Raw genomic sequence first — 19,542 nt, 5'->3', positions numbered from 1 at the left:
GACCGTGACTGCGGTCGATCAGGTAGTAACGCCGAGGTACCTGTCGAGGATCTCCTTGTCCTCCTCGAGGTCGGCGGAGGTTCCCTCGTAAACGATCTCGCCCTGATTGAGGAGGTAGTTCCGGTCGGCGAGTTCGAGGCAAACGTGAACGTTCTGTTCGACCAGCAACACGGTGATGCCCCGATCGTTGAGGTCCTCGACGATGTCCATCACGTCCCGGACGATGTAGGGGGCGAGCCCCTCCGTCGGCTCGTCGAGCAGGATGAGGTCGGCGCCGCCGACGAGTGCGCGCGCGATGGCGAGCATCTGCTGTTCGCCCCCCGAGAGCGACGAGCCGGGGTTCGGCGCCCGCTGCTTGAGGTTTTCGAACATTTCGAGGGCCTCCCCGACCGAGAGCGAGTCGACGTCCGGCGACCCGCCGTAGTCGGCGAGTTCGAGGTTCTCCTTCACCGTAAGCTCCGGAAAGATCTGGCGCTCCTCCGGAACGAGTGCGAGTCCGTGCTGGACGGTCTCCGTGGCGTCGAGGTTCGTGACGTCCGTCCCGCGATACGTGACGGTCCCGCTCGTCGGGGTGAGGATGCCGACGATGGACCGCAACGTCGTCGTCTTCCCGGCCCCGTTGCGGCCGACCAGCGAGACGACCTCGCCCTCGCCGACCGACAGCGACAGGTCGCGAAGCACCTGCGTCTCGCCGTACCCTGCGTCGACGTTCTCGAGGTCGAGTAGCGGATCGGTACTCATTCGACCATCCCTCCGAGGTAGGCGTCCTGGACGCTCTGATTTCCGGAGATCTGGGCTGGCGTTCCCTCGGCCAGGATTTCGCCCTGATTCAACACGGTGATGCGATCTGAGAGTTCCATAACGAGTTCGATGTCGTGTTCGATGAGCAACAACGTCTGGTCGACCAGGACCTCCTCGATCAGTTCGATCGTCTCCTGGGTCTCCTCGACGCTCATGCCAGCGGTCGGTTCGTCGAACAGCACGAGTTCGGGGTCGGTCGCGAGGACGACGCCGATCTCGAGGCGCCGGCGATCGCCGTATGCGAGCGCGTCAGCCTCTTCGTCGGCGACGTGGTCGAGATCGATGCGCTCGAGGATTCGATCGGTCTCCTGGTTGATATCTCCGTACCGACCTGTTGGCTTGAAGAACGATTCGACCAGATTGTATCCGTCGCGCCGATCAGCCTGAGCCGCGAGTCTGACGTTTTCGCGGACGGAGAGACCGCCGAAGACGTTGGATATCTGGAACGAGCGTCCGATCCCACGGGCGACGCGTTCGGGCGGCGACAGCTTCGTAATCTCCTCACCGTCGAAGTAGACGGTGCCGTCGGTGACCGGCAACGCGCCGGAGATAAGGTTGAACAGCGTGGTCTTTCCGGCACCGTTCGGGCCGATGATGCTGCGGAACTCCCCGCGTTCGACCGTCATCGAGACATCGTCGATCGCCGCGAACGCGCCGAATGTCTTGACCAGTCCGTCCAGTTCCAGTACCGTTTCACCATTGGTTCGTCGGTCATCGATCTGTGTTTCAGTAGCCATCAGTCACCACCTTCGGTACTCGAGTCCTCCGGCAACTGTTCGGTAGCCGACGTGGGACCAGGTCCGCCGGGCAGGTACGGTGCGAGCAGGGTCGGCACCGAGACCAGTCCTCGCGGGAGGAAGATCACGAACAGGACGAAGATCGTCCCGAGGACCAGTCGCCACCGGCCGGTGTAGTGGGTGAGCAGTTGTTCCAGCCCGAAGAACGCACCTGCTCCGATGATCGGCCCGTAGAGCGTTCCCATCCCGCCGAGGATGACCATTACGATCACCTCGCCGGACTTCAGCCACTCCGCGGCCGAGGGCGAGACGAACGCGTTATTGAGCGCGAACAGCCCGCCAGCGAGGCCCGCGAACGCGCCGCTCACGACGAACGCACGACGCTTGTAGACGACCGTCCTGTAGCCGAGGAACGTCGCGCGCTCTTCGTTCTCCCGGATCGACTTCAGGACCGAGCCAAACGGCGACTGGAGCATCCGTCGAGTGACGAAGTACGAGGCCACGAGGGCGCCCAGCACGACGTAGTAGAACAACGAGTGACCGGTCAGTACGACGGGACCGACGAAGAACGCGATATCGTCGAGCGACGCACCGATCCCAGCGAGACCGTAGTAGTAGTCCTGGCCGAGCAGTCCGAGCCCCTCGGAGCCGCCGGTGATTTCGAGCCGATAGAGGAGGTTGTAGTAGAGCTCGGCGAACGCGAGCGTGATCATCGCGAAGTAGACGCCGGCGACGCGGATCGAGAGGAAGCCGACGATCCAGGCGATGGCTGCCGAGAGGGCGATCGCGAGCGCGAGCGCGACGAATACGGAACTCGTGACGTGAATCAGTCCGAGCACGACCGCGTATGCGCCGAGACCGAGGAACAGTGCGTGGCCGAGAGACACCAGCCCAGTGTACCCCATTACGAAGTCGAGAGAGAGCGCGAACAGCGCCCAGATGAGCACGCGGGAACCGAACGTGACCCAGAACAGGTTACCGAGCAGGCCGGCGACGATCGGCACCAGCGCGAGCACTCCAATCATCACGAGCCCGAGCTTGAACCGGGTTTCTCTCTCGAGCAAACTACCGGTTCGACCGGCGAGTAGACGCTCGGTTCCTCCCTCCTCGGCGTGCTCGGTTCCGAACAGTCCGTGCGGGCGGATCAGGAGGATGCCGATCATCAGCACGAAGATCACCATCCCCTCGAGCCAGGGGACCCACGGCCGCAGGATCGATTCCTGGAGGATGCCCACGAGCAGGCCGCCGACGACAGCGCCTTTGAAGCTCCCGAGGCCGCCCAGCACAACGATGACGAACGCGGGGATGATGATCGACATTCCCAGATCGGGGTGGGCCTGCTGGTTCCCGGCGAGAATGATGCCGGCGAAGGCGGCGAGGCCGGCGCCGACGCCGAAGACCAGCGAGTAGTAGCGGTCGATCTCGATCCCGAGGTTTCGGACCATCTGTCTATCCTGCGAACCGGCCCGGATGATCAGTCCGTACCTGGTGTACTCGAGCAGCGCCCAGACGGCGAGCGCCATCAGGCCACCGCTGACGATCATGAAGAGGTTGTAGGCGCTGACGCCGAACCCGAAGGCGCCGACCGTGCCGGTGAGAACGCCCGGCCGCGGGAGCCTGAACGATCCCGTTCCCCAGACGAGGTAAATGAGGTCGTTGATCACCAGCACGAGTCCGAACGTCAGCAGGATGTGATAGAGGGGATTCCGTCCGTACAGCGGCTGGACGGTGTAGCGCTCGAGTGCGACGCCGAGGACCCCGACCAGCAGGGGAGCGATCACCAGCGCTACAACGAACGCGTTGCCGCCGATTCCAGTCTGGATCGTGATCGCGACCGCGAAGTATGCGCCCAGGACGGCCAGTTCGCCGTGAGCGAAGTTGATGACGTTCATCACGCCGAAGATTACCGATAGGCCGGCGGCCAGTAACACGTACACGATGCCGACGGTTATCCCGTCCAGTAGCTGTTGAAAGATCGTTCCTAGCATGGCTTCGTCCGGAGCGTAACGCGGTTCATTGTCGAATCGGGTTACTGTGGTTATCGGTCACAACCGGTATCCTCACAGGCCGGGATCGCGCCCTCTCCGTCGAGTTCGGTCAGGATCTCGACCTCGGGTAGATCGTCTCCTTCTGTGAGTTCACCCATCCAGACCGGGTTCACCGCTTGACCGTCACACTCCCGGAACTCGTTCGGCCCGAAGATCGTCTCCTGCTCGAGACCGCCGAGCACGTCTGCGACCTCGCTCGGATTGTTCGATCCAGCCTCCTGGATCCCGCGTGCCATCATGCGGATCGAGTCGTAACCGACTCGCGAGAAGTTGTCCGGAAGTTCGTCGTACTCGGCTTCGTAGGCCTCGACGAACTCCTGGTTGTCGCCCGTCTCGAGTTCGGGATAGTACCGAACGCCGCTAAAGACGCCAGTTGCTGCATCCCCAGCGCCGGCCCGGATCGGAGTGAACGAGGCGGTGGTCGTGACGATCGGAATCTCGTCGATCAGGCCGCGATCGGCGGCCTGTGACAGGAACGCCACGAGGTCGCCACCGGTGCTCCCGATCACGACCGCGTCAGCCTCGTCGGCCGCGCTCTCGATCTGCGTGATGTAGGCCTCGAAGTCGGTTGCGCCGAACTCGGCGCGGGTTTCACCGATCCTCTCGTAGTCGTCACTCAAGTCCTCCATCCGGGCCTCGAACTCGTTCATCACGGACTCGCCGTAGGCGTAATCGGCGAGGTGATAGAAGATCTGATCGCCCTGTTCTTCGTAGGTCCACTGAGCCATCGCCTCCGCGATCTGGGCAGTACTGGTTTCGAAGCGAAAGACGTACTCGTTGCACCGTTCGCCCGTGATCGCGACGTCCGCCGCTCCCGGGGTGTACAACACCTCGTTGTCGAGCGCGAAGTCGTTCATCGACAGCGCCACGTCGCTCGAGATACAGCCCGTGAGAAACTGTGCCCCCTGGGACTGGACGGCTTCGCGAGCCTCCGAGAGCGCGTCCTCCGGGTCCGACTGCGTGTCGTACGTGTCGTACTCGATCTCGAACTCGAACTCGTCGCTGTCGTTGATCTGCTCGATCGCGAGCTCCGTTCCTTGCGTTCGTTCCTCCCCTAGATCGCTGAACGGCCCCGTGTACGGCTCGAGAACTGCAAGCTCGATCGTATCGAACTCCTCGTCCCCGTTCGTTGCTTCCTCCGGGTCCCCGACGCAACCGGCCAACCCGACCAGACCAGCAGCACCACCCGCGCTGACGGCCCTGAGAAGCTGCCGTCTACTCCCTTGGTATGTGCCATCTCGACCCATGACCTCCTGTTGATTACAATAGGTTATAAAAATCTACCCCTATTTATGGGGGTTTTATGTTATAATTTGTCGAAGACCCGCGCTCGTCTGCCACCGAAATCGATAGTGTCTGACCCAATATACCTCTTTCTTGGCGTTACGGGGTGACAGATAAAAACGATCGAGGAACACTCGACGATCGTCCTCGGCGTTCGCCGCTGTCGCTTCCTTTCGGGACTCGAGCAACCGTCCCGACTGCCAGAGAAATTATGCGTGTTGGATACGATTACCACAGCATGTATCGAGTACTGGTTGCGCTCGACACCGACAAGGACCGGGCACTGGCACAGGCATCGATGATCGAGTCCCTTCCGGCCGCGACCGAGGAGGTGTCGGCCATTCTCGCACACGTGTTCCAGGACAATCCGGAGGGACAATCGATACCGCAACTCGACGGCGTCCGCCACGTCGCGGACGCGTTCGACGAGAGCGGTGTCGACTACGAGTACTACGAAACGAGCGGCGAGCCGGCGAGCGAACTCATCGCAGCCGCGGACGAACACGACGTCGACCTGATCTGCCTGTCGGGCCGCAAACGAACCCCGACGGGCAAGGTTATCTTCGGCAGCGTGACGCAGTCGGTCATCCTCGGCACCGACAGACCGGTCGTCACCGTCAGCCCAGACCGGTAGTCGCCCGGTCACCGGTTCGAAGCGTTTCTGATCGCACCTAAAAACCCCGCACATGCACGGGTCAGAAGCGATGAGTCCGTGGCACCTACTCGCATACGTGAACGCCGATGAGATCCGACACCTGCGCCGTATGGAATCCCGAGAACTGCGAAGGGACGAACGAGTGTCCGCCTCGGTGTCCGCGATTCGTCGATAAGCGCGGCGAGCCGATCCTGGTCGAGCCGTTCTCCCGGCCGCGATTCGACGCCCTCGTCTCGATGTACGAGGGGTACCCCGACGCCCACCGATCGATGGGGCTGCCGCCGGTCGGACGCGACCGAATCGAGGACTGGCTCGAGCGGCTGCTCGACCGAGGATTCACGATCGTCGCCGTCCACGACGGCCGGGTCGTCGGCCACGCGGCGTACGCGCCGCGCTCGAGCACCGAGCCGCAGTTCGTCGTCTTCGTGGACCCGGCGTACCACGACCGCGGGATCGGAAGCGAGTGCTGTCGGCACGTGATCGCCTACGCCGCCGACGCCGGCCACGAGGCGCTCGTTCTGGATGTCGACGCCGAGAACGAACGCGCCATCCACGTCTACCGGCGGATGGGGTTCGAGACGGTCGATCGGAGCGGTAGTGACGTCCGGATGCGACTCCCGTTCGACGAGCCGATCGTCGAGACGGTCCAGTTACCGCCGGCTGAGCGACCGGTGAACGCGTAATCGATCGGTACACCGAGCGCCGTGGTGGGACGGACGGTCTCGTGACAATGTGCGTCGGGTTCGGCCAGGGAGTCACGACCGTGTTCGAACGGCTCTGCCCTCGAGGGATGTCGGGTACCCCATTATTTTTGGTGTATAACTCCAGAGTGAGGGATGAGGATGAGTTACAATCAGATCGAGGAAGCCCCTCGAGACGAACTCCGAGAAATCCAGACCGAGCGACTCCGAGAAACGGTGCAAAGGGCCTACGAGAACGTCGAGTACTATCGGGACGAACTCGACGAGGCGGGGGTCTCTCCGGACGACATCCGATCGATCGAGGACGTCGAGAAGCTGCCGTTCACGACGAAGGAGGACTTCCGCGACGAGTATCCCGACGGTCTCTTCGCCGTCGACGACGACGAAATCGTCCGCATCCACGCCTCCTCCGGCACCACAGGCAAACCCAAGATCGTCTCCTACACGCAGGGGGACGTCGACGTGTGGAGCGAGGTGGTCGCCCGCTCGCTGGTCGCCGCCGGCGTCGAGCCCGGCGACACCGTCCAGAACGGCTACGGCTACGGCCTCTTTACCGGCGGTCTCGGCCTCCACTACGGGATCGAGGAACTCGGCGCGACGGTGATCCCGATCGGCGGCGGCCAGACCCAGCGACAGGTCGAACTCCTCGAGGACTTAGAGAGCGATGCCCTGAGCTGTACGCCCTCGTACTCGCTGTACCTCGCGGAGACGGCCGAGGAAATGGGCGTCGACCCGCGCGATCTCCCCGTGTCGACGGTCATCTTCGGCGCGGAACCCTGTACGGACCCGATGCGCGAGGAGATCGAAGAGCGACTCGGCGTGACCGGAATCGACATTTACGGACTCTCCGAGATCATCGGCCCTGGCGTCTCGAACGAGTGCCACGAGGCCCAGGAGGGGCTACACATCTGGGAGGACCACTTCTACCCCGAGATCGTCGATCCGAAGACGGGCGAGCCCCTCCCCGAGGGCGAGGAGGGCGAACTCGTCCTGACGACGCTAACGAAGGAGGCGCTGCCCGTCCTGCGCTACCGGACGGGCGACCTCACGTCGCTCACCACCGAGGAGTGCGAGTGTGGCCGAACGATGGTCCGAATGGACAACGTGACCGGCCGTGCAGACGATCTGCTGATCGTCCGCGGCGTGAATCTGTACCCCAGCGAGATCGAGGACGTCGTCCTCGAGTTCGACGAGGTTGCCCCCTACTACCGCATCGATCTCACCCGGGAGGACGAACTGGATCGGATGGAGCTCACGATCGAGCGCGAGGAGGGGTTCGACGGCGACCTCGAGGCCCTGCGCGATCGCGTTCTCACTCGGCTCTCGAACGTGCTCTCGTTCACGCCGGACGAGTTGACGATCGCCGATCCCGGCGGCATCGAGCGAACTGAGGTCGGGAAGGTCAAGCGGGTCTACGATCACCGGTAGCGGGCGATCATCACTCGAGGTGGAAACAGGAGTTCGATCCACAGGCGGCAAAACGGCTGACTGTGAGCCGATCAGCGACAGCTACGACTCGCCGGATCCAGGTGCCGTCGTTCCCCGTGCCCGCTCCCGATTTCCGAAGTAAATTATTTATGCTGCGATTTTGATGACTACCCCATGGCATACAGTTACGAGCCACACTACTTCGAGGACTTCGAGGAGGGCCAGACCTTCGAGAGCGTCGGCCGGACGGTGACGGAGGCCGACTTCGTCATGCACTCCGCGCTCGCCGGCGACTGGACGGAACTGCACACGAACAAGGAGTATGCCGAGGACGGTCCCTTCGGCGAGCGGATCGCCCACGGACCGATGACGTTCGTCCAGGCGACGGGGTTCGTCTACCGCACCGGGATCGTCGAACGGACCGCGTTCGCGTTCCTCGGGATGAACTACATGGACCTGCCAAACCCCGTTCATATCGGCGATACGCTCTCGCTCGATATCGAAGTCACCGAGACGAAGGACGTGGGGAGCCGCGACGACGCGGGCCTGGTCGTGCTCGACACCGAGATGACCAACCAGGAGGACACGGTGGTCTTTCAGGGCGACATGAAGTTCCTCATCAAGACGAAAGAGTAGCGCTCAGTCGTCGCCGCGTTCTACGTTCTGTCCCCAGTAGCCCGGGTGTTTCACGACGACGAGGTCGTCTTCGACCGTCAGTTGACACGACAGCCGGAGCCCGGAGTCGGGACTGTGAGGCGGCAACCCGAGACGCCGGCGCTCCTTGCGCGCCGGCTCGTCCACGTCTCCCTCGACGATTTCCACGGCACAGGTCCCACAGAACCCATTGCCGCGACAGTTCGTGTACTGTGCGCTACCGTTGTGTGGAGGGAAGCCGGCATCCACGAGCGCTCGGCGCAGGTTGTCGCCGACGTCGGCGTCGATCGTTTCACCCTCGAACTCGATCGTCGGCATGTGTGACTATAGCACGCCGACGCACAAATACGTACGACCGACTCGGGACCACCGGTGTGGAACCGAACGAGGGTCTCCGCCGACGTGGAACCGGACGAGGGTCCTGGGGCTGCGGCCGCACTCGGCGTCGAACTGCTCGACAGGGCGCCCGGATCGAAACGATGCTGCCAGCGAACGTAGTTCTAAGTAGAAACGCCGTCCACGTTACCGGCATGCAGACCCGTACCGAGGATTCCGTCCTGTACCTCACGTTCGACAGACCCGACGTTCGCAACGCGTTTACCGAGGACGTCGCTCGCAACCTCGCGGGCGAACTCGAGGACCTCGATCCGGCCGCGCTCGACGCGGTGGTCCTGACCGGGGAGGGCGACGCGTTCAGCGCCGGCGGCGACATCGAGGCGATGGCCGAACGCGACGAGACGGCGGCGGAGGCCTACGACCGCGTCCGCGCGACGCTCGGCCGAGTCGCCGAACGGATCCTGACCGCACCGGTTCCGGTCGTCGCGAAAGTCAACGGCGACGCGGTCGGCGCCGGGCTCTCGGTGGTCGCCGCCGCGGACTTCGCCTACGCCGCGGACTCCGCCCGGTTCGGCGCGTCGTTCGTCAACGTCGGACTCGTGCCCGATCTGGGCGGGACGGTGACGCTGCCTCGTCTCGTCGGCCTGCGGACGGCGAAGGAACTGGTGATCACCGGCCGACTCGTCGACGCCGCGGAAGCCGAGGCGCTCGACCTCGTCAACGAGACCGTCCCGGACGAGGAACTCGAGGCTCGAGTCGCCGACCTCCTGGAGACGCTCGCCTCCAAACCGACCGCAAACGTCGGCCTGGCGAAGCAGGCGATCCACGAGAACCTCGGCCGGTCGTGGCGCGACGGCCTCGAGCGAGAGGCCCACTTCCAGTCGCTGGCGTACGGAACGCCGGCCCACGCGGAAGGTGTCGCGGCCTTCCTGGAAGGGCGGTCGCCGGAGTTCGACTGACGTCCGGATTGCGCGCTCTCGAGACGGGTCGGTTCGAGACGCGGATTTAGTGATAGTAACTCGAGTGCTATCCACTACTTTAAGAAGTCCTACACTATGAGGAGTGAACGCTTCCTTTCGTCAACTTGTGCCTTTTACGCGCTATACTGGCCACTCAACGTGTATTCGAGAGAACGAGAGTAACTGGAGCGAATAGAGGTGTGAATACCAAATACTGCGAGAAATTGCCATTCAGAGGCCAGTTTACTCGTATATCCGGATCGGCCGGTGAGATGGACGATATCCGACTACCATACGGAAAGATTGTATTTATAAGTGGTATTTCCAGATCGTACGCTACTCACCGGAGTTCGCCAGCGGCCCGGCTCGAAACCGGCGCCCGTTCCGTTCGAACCGGCCCGCGTGGAGGGGGAGCCGAACATTTACTTCCACGCCCGATGTTGCTATCTGGTATGTCACTGCTCGTTCCCTTCGACGGATCATCCCTCGCGGTGAAGGCCCTCGAGCGCGCCTCGACGTTCGGCGACTTCCTCGAGGAGGAGGTCGTCGTACTGACGGTCGTTCCGGACGACGACGAGTACGCCCGCGACCGGGGCTGGATCAGCGAGGGCGAACCGTTCGACCCCGAAGCGATCGCCGAGGGTATGCAATCTCGCGTCGAAGACGTCGATCCGGAGGCGACGTTCCGGGTCGAACGCGTCAGTTCCGACGAACCGACCGCGACGGCGACGATAAACGTCGTCCGCGAGATCCGCCGCGTGGCGGGCGAGGTCGGGGCCAGCGTCGTCTTCATCGGCTCGGAAAACGCGGGATCGGTGATCTCCCCGCAGTCGAGCGTCGGTAGTCCCGTCGCGAACGACCAGCGATACGACGTGTACGTCGTCCGCGAGTCCGAGCGCGAGTCCGGCGAGGTCACCGACTTCGACTCGATGTCGTCGTAGCGCCACCGCTCTCCCACGGCGACGGACGAATCGGCGTCAGCTGCCGATTCGCACTGCCGCGTGACCGATTGCCGTCTCTGCTCGAACCCCGGTACCGCCCGTCGGGCTCGAACCGCGGTACTGCTCCTCGGGGGAGAGCCGGACGACCCGTATTCGGAGGAACGTTTATTCCGCTGAACACCCTCGAGTCGGATACGACATGGTCGACCGCAACGGGTGGGAAGAAGACGCGTCCGTGCCGACGGGGTCGCCACACAGCCCGCCCGCCTCGTTCGTCGAACAGGCGAACGTCACGAACGAGGCCATCTACGAGGAGTTCGAGGAGCGTTGGCCCGACTGCTGGGAGCGGGCAGCCGACCTGCTCTCCTGGGATCGGCCGTACGAGACCGTTCTCGAGGACGGGAACGCCCCGTTCTACGAGTGGTTCACCGGCGGCGAACTCAACGCCTCTTACAACTGCCTGGATCGCCACCTCGAGGCGGGCCGAAAGACCCACGCGGCCATCAGATGGGAGGGAAAGCGCGGCGAGCGCGAGACCTACACCTACCAGGATCTCGCGACCGCGGTCAACGAGTTCGCGGCGGCCCTGCGGGAACTCGGCGTCGAGGAAGACGACGTCGTCACCCTCTACCTGCCGATGATTCCCGAGTTGCCGATCGCGATGCTCGCGTGTGCCCGTATCGGCGCCCCCCACTCGGTCGTCTTCGCCGGCCTCTCGGCGGACGCGCTCGCGACGCGGATGGAGGCCGCCGACAGCGAGTATCTGGTCACCTGCGACGGCTACTACCGCCGCGGTGACGCGTTCAACCAGAAGAGCAAGGTCGACAACGCGCGGATTACGCTCGAGCAGGACGTCGAGACCGTCGTCGTCGATCGACTCGGTGAGGATCTGCCCCACGTTCTCGGCGACGGAGAGTACGATTACGACGACCTGGTCGAACGACACGCCGGCGAGACCGTCGAGCCGGTGTCCCGGGACGCCGAGGATATGCTGTTCCTGATGTACACGTCGGGGACGACGGGCGAACCGAAGGGGGTCGTCCACACGACGGGCGGCTATCTCGCACACGTCGCCTGGACCACCCGTTCGGTGCTCGACGTCAAACCCGAGGATACGTACTGGTGTGCGGCCGACATCGGCTGGATCACGGGTCACTCCTACATCGTCTACGGGCCGCTCGCGCTCGGAACGACGACGGTCATGTACGAGGGGACCCCCGACTATCCCGACCGAGACCGCCTCTGGGAGATCGTCGATCGGAACGCAGTCGACGTCTTCTACACGGCGCCGACGGCGATTCGCGCGTTCATGAAGTGGGGCGAAGAGTACCCCGCCCAACACGACCTCTCCTCGCTGCGCCTGCTCGGGACCGTCGGCGAGGCGATCAGTTCGCGCCCCTGGAACTGGTATCGCGAGCACATCGGCGGCGGCGGGTGCCCGATCGTCGACACCTGGTGGCAGACCGAGACGGGTGCGATAACCATCTCGACGCTTCCCGGCATCGACGAGATGAAACCCGGTTCGGCCGGACCGCCCCTGCCAGGTATCGATGCACGCGTCGTCGACGCCGAGGGGGCGGACGTCGACCCCGGCGAGACCGGCTATCTCACCATCGCCCAACCCTGGCCGGGGATGGCGCGGACGCTATACGACGGCGACGATCAGTACCGAACCGAGTACTGGGACCAGTTCTCCGATCCGGACCACGACCGCTGGTGGTACTTCAGCGGCGACGCCGCTACCGTCGACGAAGATGGGTACATCACCGTCCTCGGTCGGGTCGACGACGTGATCAACGTCTCCGGCCGGCGCCTGAGTACGATGGAGATCGAGAGCGTGATCGCCGACGTCGACGGCGTCGTGGAGGCCGCCGTCGTCGGCCGCTCGAGCGACATCGAGGACACCGAGATCTACGCCTACGTGAGCACCGAAGGAGACTGCGAACCGGACGAGACCGTTCGCGAGTCGATCACCGAGAGCATCGAGGCGGCGATCGGATCGATCGCCAGACCCGAAGTAGTGATCTTCACACCGGAACTCCCCAAGACCCGTTCGGGGAAGATCATGCGTCGACTGCTCGAGGACGTCGCGAACGACAACCAACTGGGCGACACGAGCGCGCTCCGGAACCCGGAGATCGTCGGCGAGATCCAGGCCGAAATTCGGCAGGAGTAATCTCGCTTCGAGTCTTCAAACAGATCGAAATCAAGAAGATCAGATAGCTGTCCGTTGGTACGAGCTTTTCCTCAAATTTCCAGCCAATGTCGGTACAGTTATTTTCGCGAACTCAAAATAGGCGAAACGTGAGTCTCGAGGAGTCCGAGCCGTCGGAGCCGTCCGAACCGTCCGAGCCGTCGGTGTTGTCCCGCCAGCAGTACGAGTCGCTCCTCGACGCCGCCGAAACGTACCGCGAGGCGCTCGTCGTTCGGTGCTGTGGCGACGTCGGACTGCGTCCGAGCGAACTCACGCGACTCAGTACCGACGCTATCGACCAGGTGCAGACCAATCCCCCTCGATATCTTCTCCGGCTTCCCGCCGGTGAGGACGGCACTCGTCGAACTGCGTACCTTCCGACGACCGTCGAGCGAGAGCTGCGGCGGTACGCACGAAGCAATGGGTTGTCGAGCGACGAGCCGATCGTTTCCGTGACACCGCGGCGCCTCCAGATGCTCGTCGCCGACGTCGCCGAGCGGGCCAGCGACCTGTTCGACGATCCGGCTCTCGAAGGCGTCTCGACGAGCGACCTTCGGCGGTACTTCGCTCGGACCGCGCTCGTCGAGCACGACGTCAACCCGCGAGTCGTCAAGACCGTCGGGGGCTGGCAGAGTTTCGAGGCCCTCGAGCCCTACCTTTCCGAGCCGACCGACGCCGAGATAGTCGACGCCTTCGCCACGATCGAGACGGGCTCCAGGAGCCGGTCACCGACGGAGCGAGGCGTGAGCGACGAGAGCGTCGTTCGGTCGTTGCTCGCCGCGAGCGATCGGTGTGCGCTGGTTCGACTCGATCCGGACGGCTACGTCGAACGCTGGAACCGGAGCGCCGAGTCGGTCTTCGGCTACCGGGCCGGTGAGATCGTCGGCACGCACGTCTCCGCGTTCTACGACGACGACGCGGTCGAGCGCGGCGTTCCCGAACGAACGCTGTCGCGAGCGCTCGAGGAGTCGGGGTACGAAGACAGCGGCTGGCGGCTCCGCAGGGACGGCTCGCAGTTCCGCGCGACGGAGGTCGTCACGCCGCTGCGCGACGACGCGCGCGAGATCCGCGGCTTCGCCCTCCTCGTTCGGGACGTCTCGACCCACTACGAGCGACTCGAGGCGCTCCGTTCGGCTCGCGACGCCCTCGACCGGCTCTACGGCGTCGCCGAGCGCCATCGGGCGGTGACGGACGCGTTGCTCGAGGCGACAGGTCACGGTGAGGTCGAGACGGCGACCTGTACCGAACTGACCGACGGATCGACGTACGACGCCGCCTGGATCGATCGAACGGCCCTCTCCGACCACCGCCAGGAGTGGCGGACCGCGAGCGGACTCGAGCACGACCAGATCGACCGACTCCTTCCCGACGAGTGGCCCGATCCGCAGTCCCAACCGTCTCTCGGATCCGGCCCGACGACCGACGAGGGAGGCGCGACTGGCCCGGCCTCCGTCGATTCCGCCGCGGACGACGCGACCGTGACGGAATCGCAGTCGGTGACGGTTGCGAGCGACGTTCGAGCGGCGTTCGACGGGGGAGACGGGGCTTTCGAGGGACACGTCGCGACGGTGCCGCTTTGTTACGGCGACACCGTCTACGGAACGCTCTCGGTCGCGACCGAACGATCGAACGCGTTCGACGAGGCCGAGCGCGCGTGGCTCGAGACGATCGGCAGTCAGGTCGGCTACGCCATCGGGGCGATCCGCCGGCGCAACCTCCTGCTGTCCGACCGTGTGGTCGAACTCGAGTTCGTCTGTCGCGACGAGGGATCGTTCTTCGTCGACGCGACCCGCCGGCTCGAGTGCCGGTTCGAACTCGACTCGCTCGTCCCGCTCTCGGAGTCGACGCAGCTGTACTACGTCCGTCTCGAGGGTGCGTCGCCGGCCGACGTCTTCGAACTCGCCGACGCGGAGCCGGGGATCGGCGACTGTCGGTTGATCGAGACCTACGAGGACGCCTATCGGATCGAGTTCGTCGTCGAGGGCTCCTCGCCGACGCTAACGCTGACCGAGTACGGCGTTACCGTCTGCGAGGCGGTCTTCGAGGACGGTTCCGCGGCGATCACGGCCGAATGTGCGGCGAACGCTGACCTCCGGACGATCGTCTCCGGGCTGCGGTCGGCCTTCCCCGACTCCGAACTCGTCGGAAAACGCGAGGCCGAGCGGGCCGTACAGACCGGTCGAGAGTTCCGGGAGGGACTCGAGGAACGACTCACCGACCGCCAGGAGGCCGCGCTCATGGCGGCCTACTCCGGAGGGTACTACGACTGGCCCCGCGAGAGTACAGCCGAGGAGGTCGCAGACGCGATGGGCATCTCATCGCCAACGCTACACAGCCACCTTCGGAAGGGACAACACGAGTTGCTCCGGACGTTCTTCGACGACCCGTCGACTGACGAATAAGGAGCCAGTTTTTCTTGCGCCCGACTCGCTCGAGTTCGACGATCGACGCAGCTCAGGACGACGAGAGGCTAGCCCTCTAGCCCCATTCCCTCCTCCAGCAGTCGGCCGGTCGTCGACAGTGCGATCGGTCTCGTTTCAGTACCGTCGGTGCCACGAGACAGTCCGGAAATCGGCGATAGAACGGTCGGTTCCAGGAGAACGTGTCAACCCGGTGTCGACGACACCCCGGGAGATGACTGCCGTTTTGTACAACTAGAGGCGGGCTTTACTATGACGGTTGTTCATTGAGTGGTTGTACCATGACAGAGGACGACGTCAATCTCGAGGCACGGCTCGAGGAGCAGGACACGTTCGAGCCCCCCGAGTCGTTCGTCGAGCAGGCGAACGTAACCGACGAGGGGATCTACGAGGAGTTCGAGGAGAACTGGCCCGAGTGCTGGGAGCAGGCAGCCGACCTGCTCTCCTGGGATCAGGAGTACGACACCGTACTCGAGGACGGAAACGCACCCTTCTACGAGTGGTTCACCGGCGGAACGCTCAACGCCTCCTACAACTGCCTTGACCGGCACGTAGAGGATGGCGCCGAGGATCGAACGGCGATCGAGTGGGAGGGCGAACCGGGCGAGACTCGCACCTACACGTACGGTGAACTGCTCGAGGAGGTCGAAGCGTTCGCCGCGACACTTCGGGATCTCGGCGTCGAGGAGGACGACGTCGTCACGCTCTACATGCCGATGGTTCCGGAGCTCCCGATCGCGATGCTGGCGTGCGCCCGCATCGGCGCGCCCCACTCGGTCGTCTTCGCCGGCTTCTCCGCGGACGCGCTCGCGACGCGGATGAACTCGGCGAGCAGCGAGTACCTGGTCACCGCCGACGGCTACTACCGCCGCGGCGACGCCCTCGATCACATCTCGAAGACCAACGAGGGACTCGAGGACGTCGACCACGAGACGACGACGATCGTCGTCGACCGACTCGGCGACGACCTCGACCACACGCTCGAGGACGGCCAGCACGACTACGAGGAACTCGTCGACGACAACCGCGGCGAGAGCGTCGAGCCCGTGACCCGAGACGCCGAGGACATGCTGTTCCTGATGTACACCTCGGGAACGACGGGCCAGCCCAAGGGGGTCAAACACACGACCGCCGGCTACCTCGCGTATACGGCCTGGACGTCCCAGACGGTTCTCGACCTGGAACCCGGCGACACCTACTGGTGTTCGGCCGACATCGGCTGGATCACGGGTCACTCCTACATCATCTACGGGCCGCTGGCGCTCGGGACGACGACGGTCATGTACGAAGGGACGCCGGACTACCCGGACAAGGACAGGTTCTGGGAGATCGCCGAAAAGAACGAGGTCGACGTCTTCTACACGGCGCCGACGGCGATTCGCGCGTTCATGAAGTGGGGGAAAGAGTACCCCGAACGGCACGACCTCTCCTCGTTGCGCCTGCTGGGGACCGTCGGCGAACCAATCAACCCACGCGCCTGGAAGTGGTACTACAAACACATCGGCGGCGAGGAGTGTCCGATCGTCGACACCTGGTGGCAGACCGAAACCGGTGGTCACATGATCACCACGCTTCCCGGCGTCAACGCTATGAAACCCGGTTCGGCCGGCCCGGCGCTGCCCGGAGTCGACGCGCGCATCGTCGACGCACAGGGCGAAGAGGTCGAAGCCGGCGAGGCCGGCTACCTGACGGTCCAGAAGCCGTGGCCCGGTATGCTGCGAACGCTCTACCAGAACGACGACCGGTTCATCGACGAGTACTGGCGGGAGTACTCCGATCCCGACGCCGACGAGTGGGTCTACTTCCCCGAAGACGGGGCGAAGATCGACGAGGACGACTACATCACCGTGCTCGGCCGGGTCGACGACGTGCTCAACGTCTCCGGGCATCGTCTCGGAACGATGGAGATCGAGAGCGCGATCGTCGGCGTCGAGGGCGTCGCCGAAGCCGCCGTGGTCGGCGGTGATCACGAGGTGAAAGGCGAGGCAGTGTACGCCTACGTCATCACCGAAGACGGCTACGAGGGCGACGAGGAACTGTCTGAAAAGATCGTCGAGGGCGTCGTCGACGCCATCGGCCCGATCGCGAAACCCGAAGAGGTGGTCTTCACGCCCGAACTGCCGAAGACGCGCTCGGGGAAGATCATGCGTCGTCTGCTCGAGGACATCGCGAGCGGAAACGAACTCGGAAACACCTCGACGCTCCGGAATCCGGAGGTCGTCGACGATATCGCAGAGCAGGTTCAGGGCGACTAGCCCGGATCCATCCTTTCCAGAACCGACTGCCAAGCATCACACATGAGCCGATAACATGACAGAGAATACCAACCAAGACTCTGACGGCGCCGTCGAAACCGACGGCGGCGTCAAGACCGAGACGTACCTCGATAAGGAGATAAACATTTTCAAGCCGGCGACGCCGTTCATGCGGGATCACCTGAAGGTGATCTGGATCTCGTTCGTCGCGTGGATCGTCGTCGTCTTCGGACCGACGACGGCCATCCTCTTCGCGCCGGATCTCATGACCGGGACGACGGTCCTCGGCGGCTTCCCGCTACACTTCTTCCTGACGGCGATCTTCACGCCGCTGGCCGCCCTGTTGCTGTCGGTCGCCTACGCCATGCAGCGTGACCGTCTCGACACCCGGTACGACATTTCCCACGAGGTCGAGACGGAGGCCGAGGGCGACTCCGGTACCGTCGCCACCGACGGAGGTGACCAATGATCGAAGTGATAGATCCGATCGTCCTCCAGGAGACCGCACTCGACGTCGGTGAGTTCAAACTGATCCCGGCGCTAACCGTCGCCGCGATGCTGGCGCTGTTCCTCGGCGTCGGTTACTTCTTCCGCGTCGCTGCGGTCGACGAACTGTGGGTCGCCGGCCGCTCGATCGGTTCGATCGAGAACGGGATGGCGATCGGCGCCAACTGGATGAGCGCCGCCTCCTACCTCGGCGTCGCAGCGCTCGTCGCGACGCTCGGCTACTTCGGGCTAGCCTACGTCGTCGGCTGGACGACGGGCTACTTCATCCTGCTCATCTTCATGGCCGCGCAGTTCCGCCGGTTCGGGAAGTACACGGCGCCCGACTTCGTCGGCGACCGGTTCTACTCGGACTGGGCGCGCGGCATCGCGGCGTTCACGACGCTCGCGATCGCCTTTACCTACGCGATCGGACAGGCCAGCGGGATGGGGCTGATGGCCCAGTACATCTTCGGCATCTCCTACGAGCTGGGCGTCATCCTGCTGATGGCCGTCACCATCGGCTACGTCGCTCTCTCCGGGATGCTCGGAACGACCAAGAACATGGCCATCCAGTACGTCATCCTCATCATCGCGTTCACGCTCGGTCTGTACGCGACCGGCTGGACGCAGGGCTGGTCGATGGCCCTGCCGTACCTCGAGGCCGGACCGGAAGTCGCCGAGGCGGCGAGCCTCGAGGCCCAGTTCGTCGAGCCGTTCGCGAACGTGGGCTACTACGGCTGGATCGCGCTGGCGTTCAGCCTGATCGTCGGGACCTGCGGACTCCCGCACGTCCTCGTGCGCTTCTACACGGTCGACAACGAGCGAACCGCCCGCTGGTCGACCGTCTGGGGCCTGTTCTTCATCTGCCTGCTCTACTGGGGCACGGCCATCTACGCCGCATGGGGCGGATTGCTGTACGCGGATGGTCCCGGTGGCGGCACCTTCACCGACATGGCCGGCGTGGAAGCCGACGCGCTCGTCGTGCTGACGACCCAGCTCGCCGGCTTACCGACGTGGCTGGTCGGCCTCGTCGCTGCCGGTGCCGTCGCAGCGGCACTGGCGACGACCGCAGGTCTGTTCATCTCCGCGTCCTCGGCGGCCGCACACGACATCTACACGAACCTCTACAAGGAGGACGCGACCCAGCGCGAGCAGATGATCGTCGGCCGCTCGACGATCCTGGGAATCGGGATCCTCGTGACGCTCATCGGACTCAACCCGCCGGCGCTCATCGGCGAACTCGTCGCGATGTCGTTCGCGATCGCCGGCACCGTCTTCTTCCCCGTGTTCTTCCTCGGCCTCTGGTGGGAGAACACGACCCGCGAGGGAGCGCTCTCCGGTATGCTCGTCGGTATCGGGCTCTCGTTCGGCGCGATCATCAACGACACCGTCATCCCGATGTACACGGGTGTCGACGAGGCCGCGAACGCGGCGCTCGCGACGTGGTTGCCGGGGACCTCCTCGGCGCTGATCGGCGTGCCGGTCGTCTTCGCCGTGATCATCGTCGTCTCGGTGGTCACCGACGACCCGCCACAGCACGTCAAGCGACTCGTTCGGCAGTGTCACAGCCCCGAACCGATGAGCAAGATGCAATCGGCCGAAGACGCCGCCGCTGACGGCGGTACCCCTGCAGACGACTAACC

Annotated in this window: 16 protein-coding genes; 11 read left to right on the top strand and 5 right to left on the bottom strand. The window is 64.2% G+C overall.

Annotated elements, in window-relative coordinates; all coding sequences use genetic code 11:
* Nucleotides 1-18: 18 nt before the first annotated feature.
* Genes CV102_RS15365 through CV102_RS15350 form a run of 4 tightly spaced genes read right to left on the bottom strand, consistent with a single transcriptional unit; the run spans nt 19 to nt 4,833 of the window.
* Nucleotides 19-741, bottom strand: a complete 723-nt coding sequence (locus tag CV102_RS15365; RefSeq protein ID WP_148858896.1) for an ABC transporter ATP-binding protein — start codon at nt 739-741, stop codon at nt 19-21.
* Nucleotides 738-1,538, bottom strand: coding sequence for an ABC transporter ATP-binding protein (locus CV102_RS15360; protein ID WP_148858895.1), 801 nt, complete (start codon nt 1,536-1,538; stop codon nt 738-740). The genes CV102_RS15365 and CV102_RS15360 overlap by 4 nt, the downstream gene beginning before the upstream one ends.
* A complete protein-coding gene (locus CV102_RS15355; RefSeq protein ID WP_148858894.1) occupies nt 1,538-3,526 on the bottom strand; it encodes an ABC transporter permease in 1,989 nt (662 codons plus the stop codon). The genes CV102_RS15360 and CV102_RS15355 overlap by 1 nt, the downstream gene beginning before the upstream one ends.
* 50 nt (nt 3,527-3,576) lie before the next feature.
* Nucleotides 3,577-4,833 (bottom strand): ABC transporter substrate-binding protein, encoded by a 1,257-nt coding sequence (locus tag CV102_RS15350; protein ID WP_187432990.1) that lies wholly within the window; start codon nt 4,831-4,833, stop codon nt 3,577-3,579.
* Between the two features lie 275 nt (nt 4,834-5,108).
* On the opposite strand from CV102_RS15350, the gene CV102_RS15345 reads away from it, so the two are divergent.
* The 4 genes from CV102_RS15345 (at nt 5,109) to CV102_RS15330 (ending at nt 8,290) form a co-directional block, all read left to right on the top strand.
* Nucleotides 5,109-5,504, top strand: a complete 396-nt coding sequence (locus tag CV102_RS15345) for a universal stress protein (RefSeq protein WP_148858893.1) — start codon at nt 5,109-5,111, stop codon at nt 5,502-5,504.
* Nucleotides 5,505-5,611: 107 nt separating this feature from the next.
* Nucleotides 5,612-6,208 carry a GNAT family N-acetyltransferase gene (locus CV102_RS15340; protein ID WP_148858892.1) on the top strand — a complete coding sequence of 199 codons (597 nt, stop codon included), beginning with the start codon at nt 5,612-5,614 and terminating at the stop codon, nt 6,206-6,208.
* A 159-nt stretch (nt 6,209-6,367) separates the two neighbouring features.
* A complete protein-coding gene (paaK, locus tag CV102_RS15335) occupies nt 6,368-7,654 on the top strand; it encodes a phenylacetate--CoA ligase PaaK (RefSeq protein WP_148858891.1) in 1,287 nt (428 codons plus the stop codon).
* Nucleotides 7,655-7,828: 174 nt separating this feature from the next.
* Nucleotides 7,829-8,290, top strand: a complete 462-nt coding sequence (locus CV102_RS15330; RefSeq protein ID WP_148858890.1) for a MaoC family dehydratase — start codon at nt 7,829-7,831, stop codon at nt 8,288-8,290.
* A gap of 3 nt (nt 8,291-8,293) precedes the next feature.
* Here CV102_RS15330 and CV102_RS15325 read toward each other — a convergent pair whose 3' ends face one another.
* Nucleotides 8,294-8,626 (bottom strand): 2Fe-2S iron-sulfur cluster-binding protein, encoded by a 333-nt coding sequence (locus tag CV102_RS15325; RefSeq protein WP_148858889.1) that lies wholly within the window; start codon nt 8,624-8,626, stop codon nt 8,294-8,296.
* A 212-nt stretch (nt 8,627-8,838) separates the two neighbouring features.
* On the opposite strand from CV102_RS15325, the gene CV102_RS15320 reads away from it, so the two are divergent.
* From CV102_RS15320 to CV102_RS15290, 7 genes are all read left to right on the top strand, one after another.
* Entirely contained in the window at nt 8,839-9,603 is a 765-nt protein-coding gene (locus tag CV102_RS15320; RefSeq protein WP_148858888.1) for an enoyl-CoA hydratase/isomerase family protein, read from the top strand.
* Between the two features lie 452 nt (nt 9,604-10,055).
* Complete coding sequence (locus CV102_RS15315; RefSeq protein ID WP_148858887.1) at nt 10,056-10,544, top strand: universal stress protein; 489 nt, start codon at nt 10,056-10,058, stop codon at nt 10,542-10,544.
* Nucleotides 10,545-10,743: 199 nt separating this feature from the next.
* Entirely contained in the window at nt 10,744-12,720 is a 1,977-nt protein-coding gene (gene acs, locus CV102_RS15310) for an acetate--CoA ligase (protein WP_148858886.1), read from the top strand.
* Between the two features lie 128 nt (nt 12,721-12,848).
* Nucleotides 12,849-15,140, top strand: a complete 2,292-nt coding sequence (locus tag CV102_RS15305; protein ID WP_233710709.1) for a bacterio-opsin activator domain-containing protein — start codon at nt 12,849-12,851, stop codon at nt 15,138-15,140.
* Nucleotides 15,141-15,439: 299 nt separating this feature from the next.
* Nucleotides 15,440-17,413, top strand: a complete 1,974-nt coding sequence (gene acs, locus CV102_RS15300) for an acetate--CoA ligase (RefSeq protein WP_148858884.1) — start codon at nt 15,440-15,442, stop codon at nt 17,411-17,413.
* 55 nt (nt 17,414-17,468) lie between these two features.
* Nucleotides 17,469-17,882 (top strand): DUF4212 domain-containing protein, encoded by a 414-nt coding sequence (locus CV102_RS15295; RefSeq protein WP_148858883.1) that lies wholly within the window; start codon nt 17,469-17,471, stop codon nt 17,880-17,882.
* Nucleotides 17,879-19,540, top strand: a complete 1,662-nt coding sequence (locus CV102_RS15290) for a solute symporter family protein (protein WP_148858882.1) — start codon at nt 17,879-17,881, stop codon at nt 19,538-19,540. Before CV102_RS15295 ends, CV102_RS15290 begins: the two co-directional genes overlap by 4 nt.
* The last annotated feature ends 2 nt before the right edge of the window (nt 19,541-19,542 follow it).

It is taken from the genome of Natronococcus pandeyae (assembly GCF_008122205.1).
Lineage (GTDB): Archaea > Halobacteriota > Halobacteria > Halobacteriales > Natrialbaceae > Natronococcus > Natronococcus pandeyae.
This window is presented reverse-complemented; position numbering and strand designations above follow the sequence as displayed.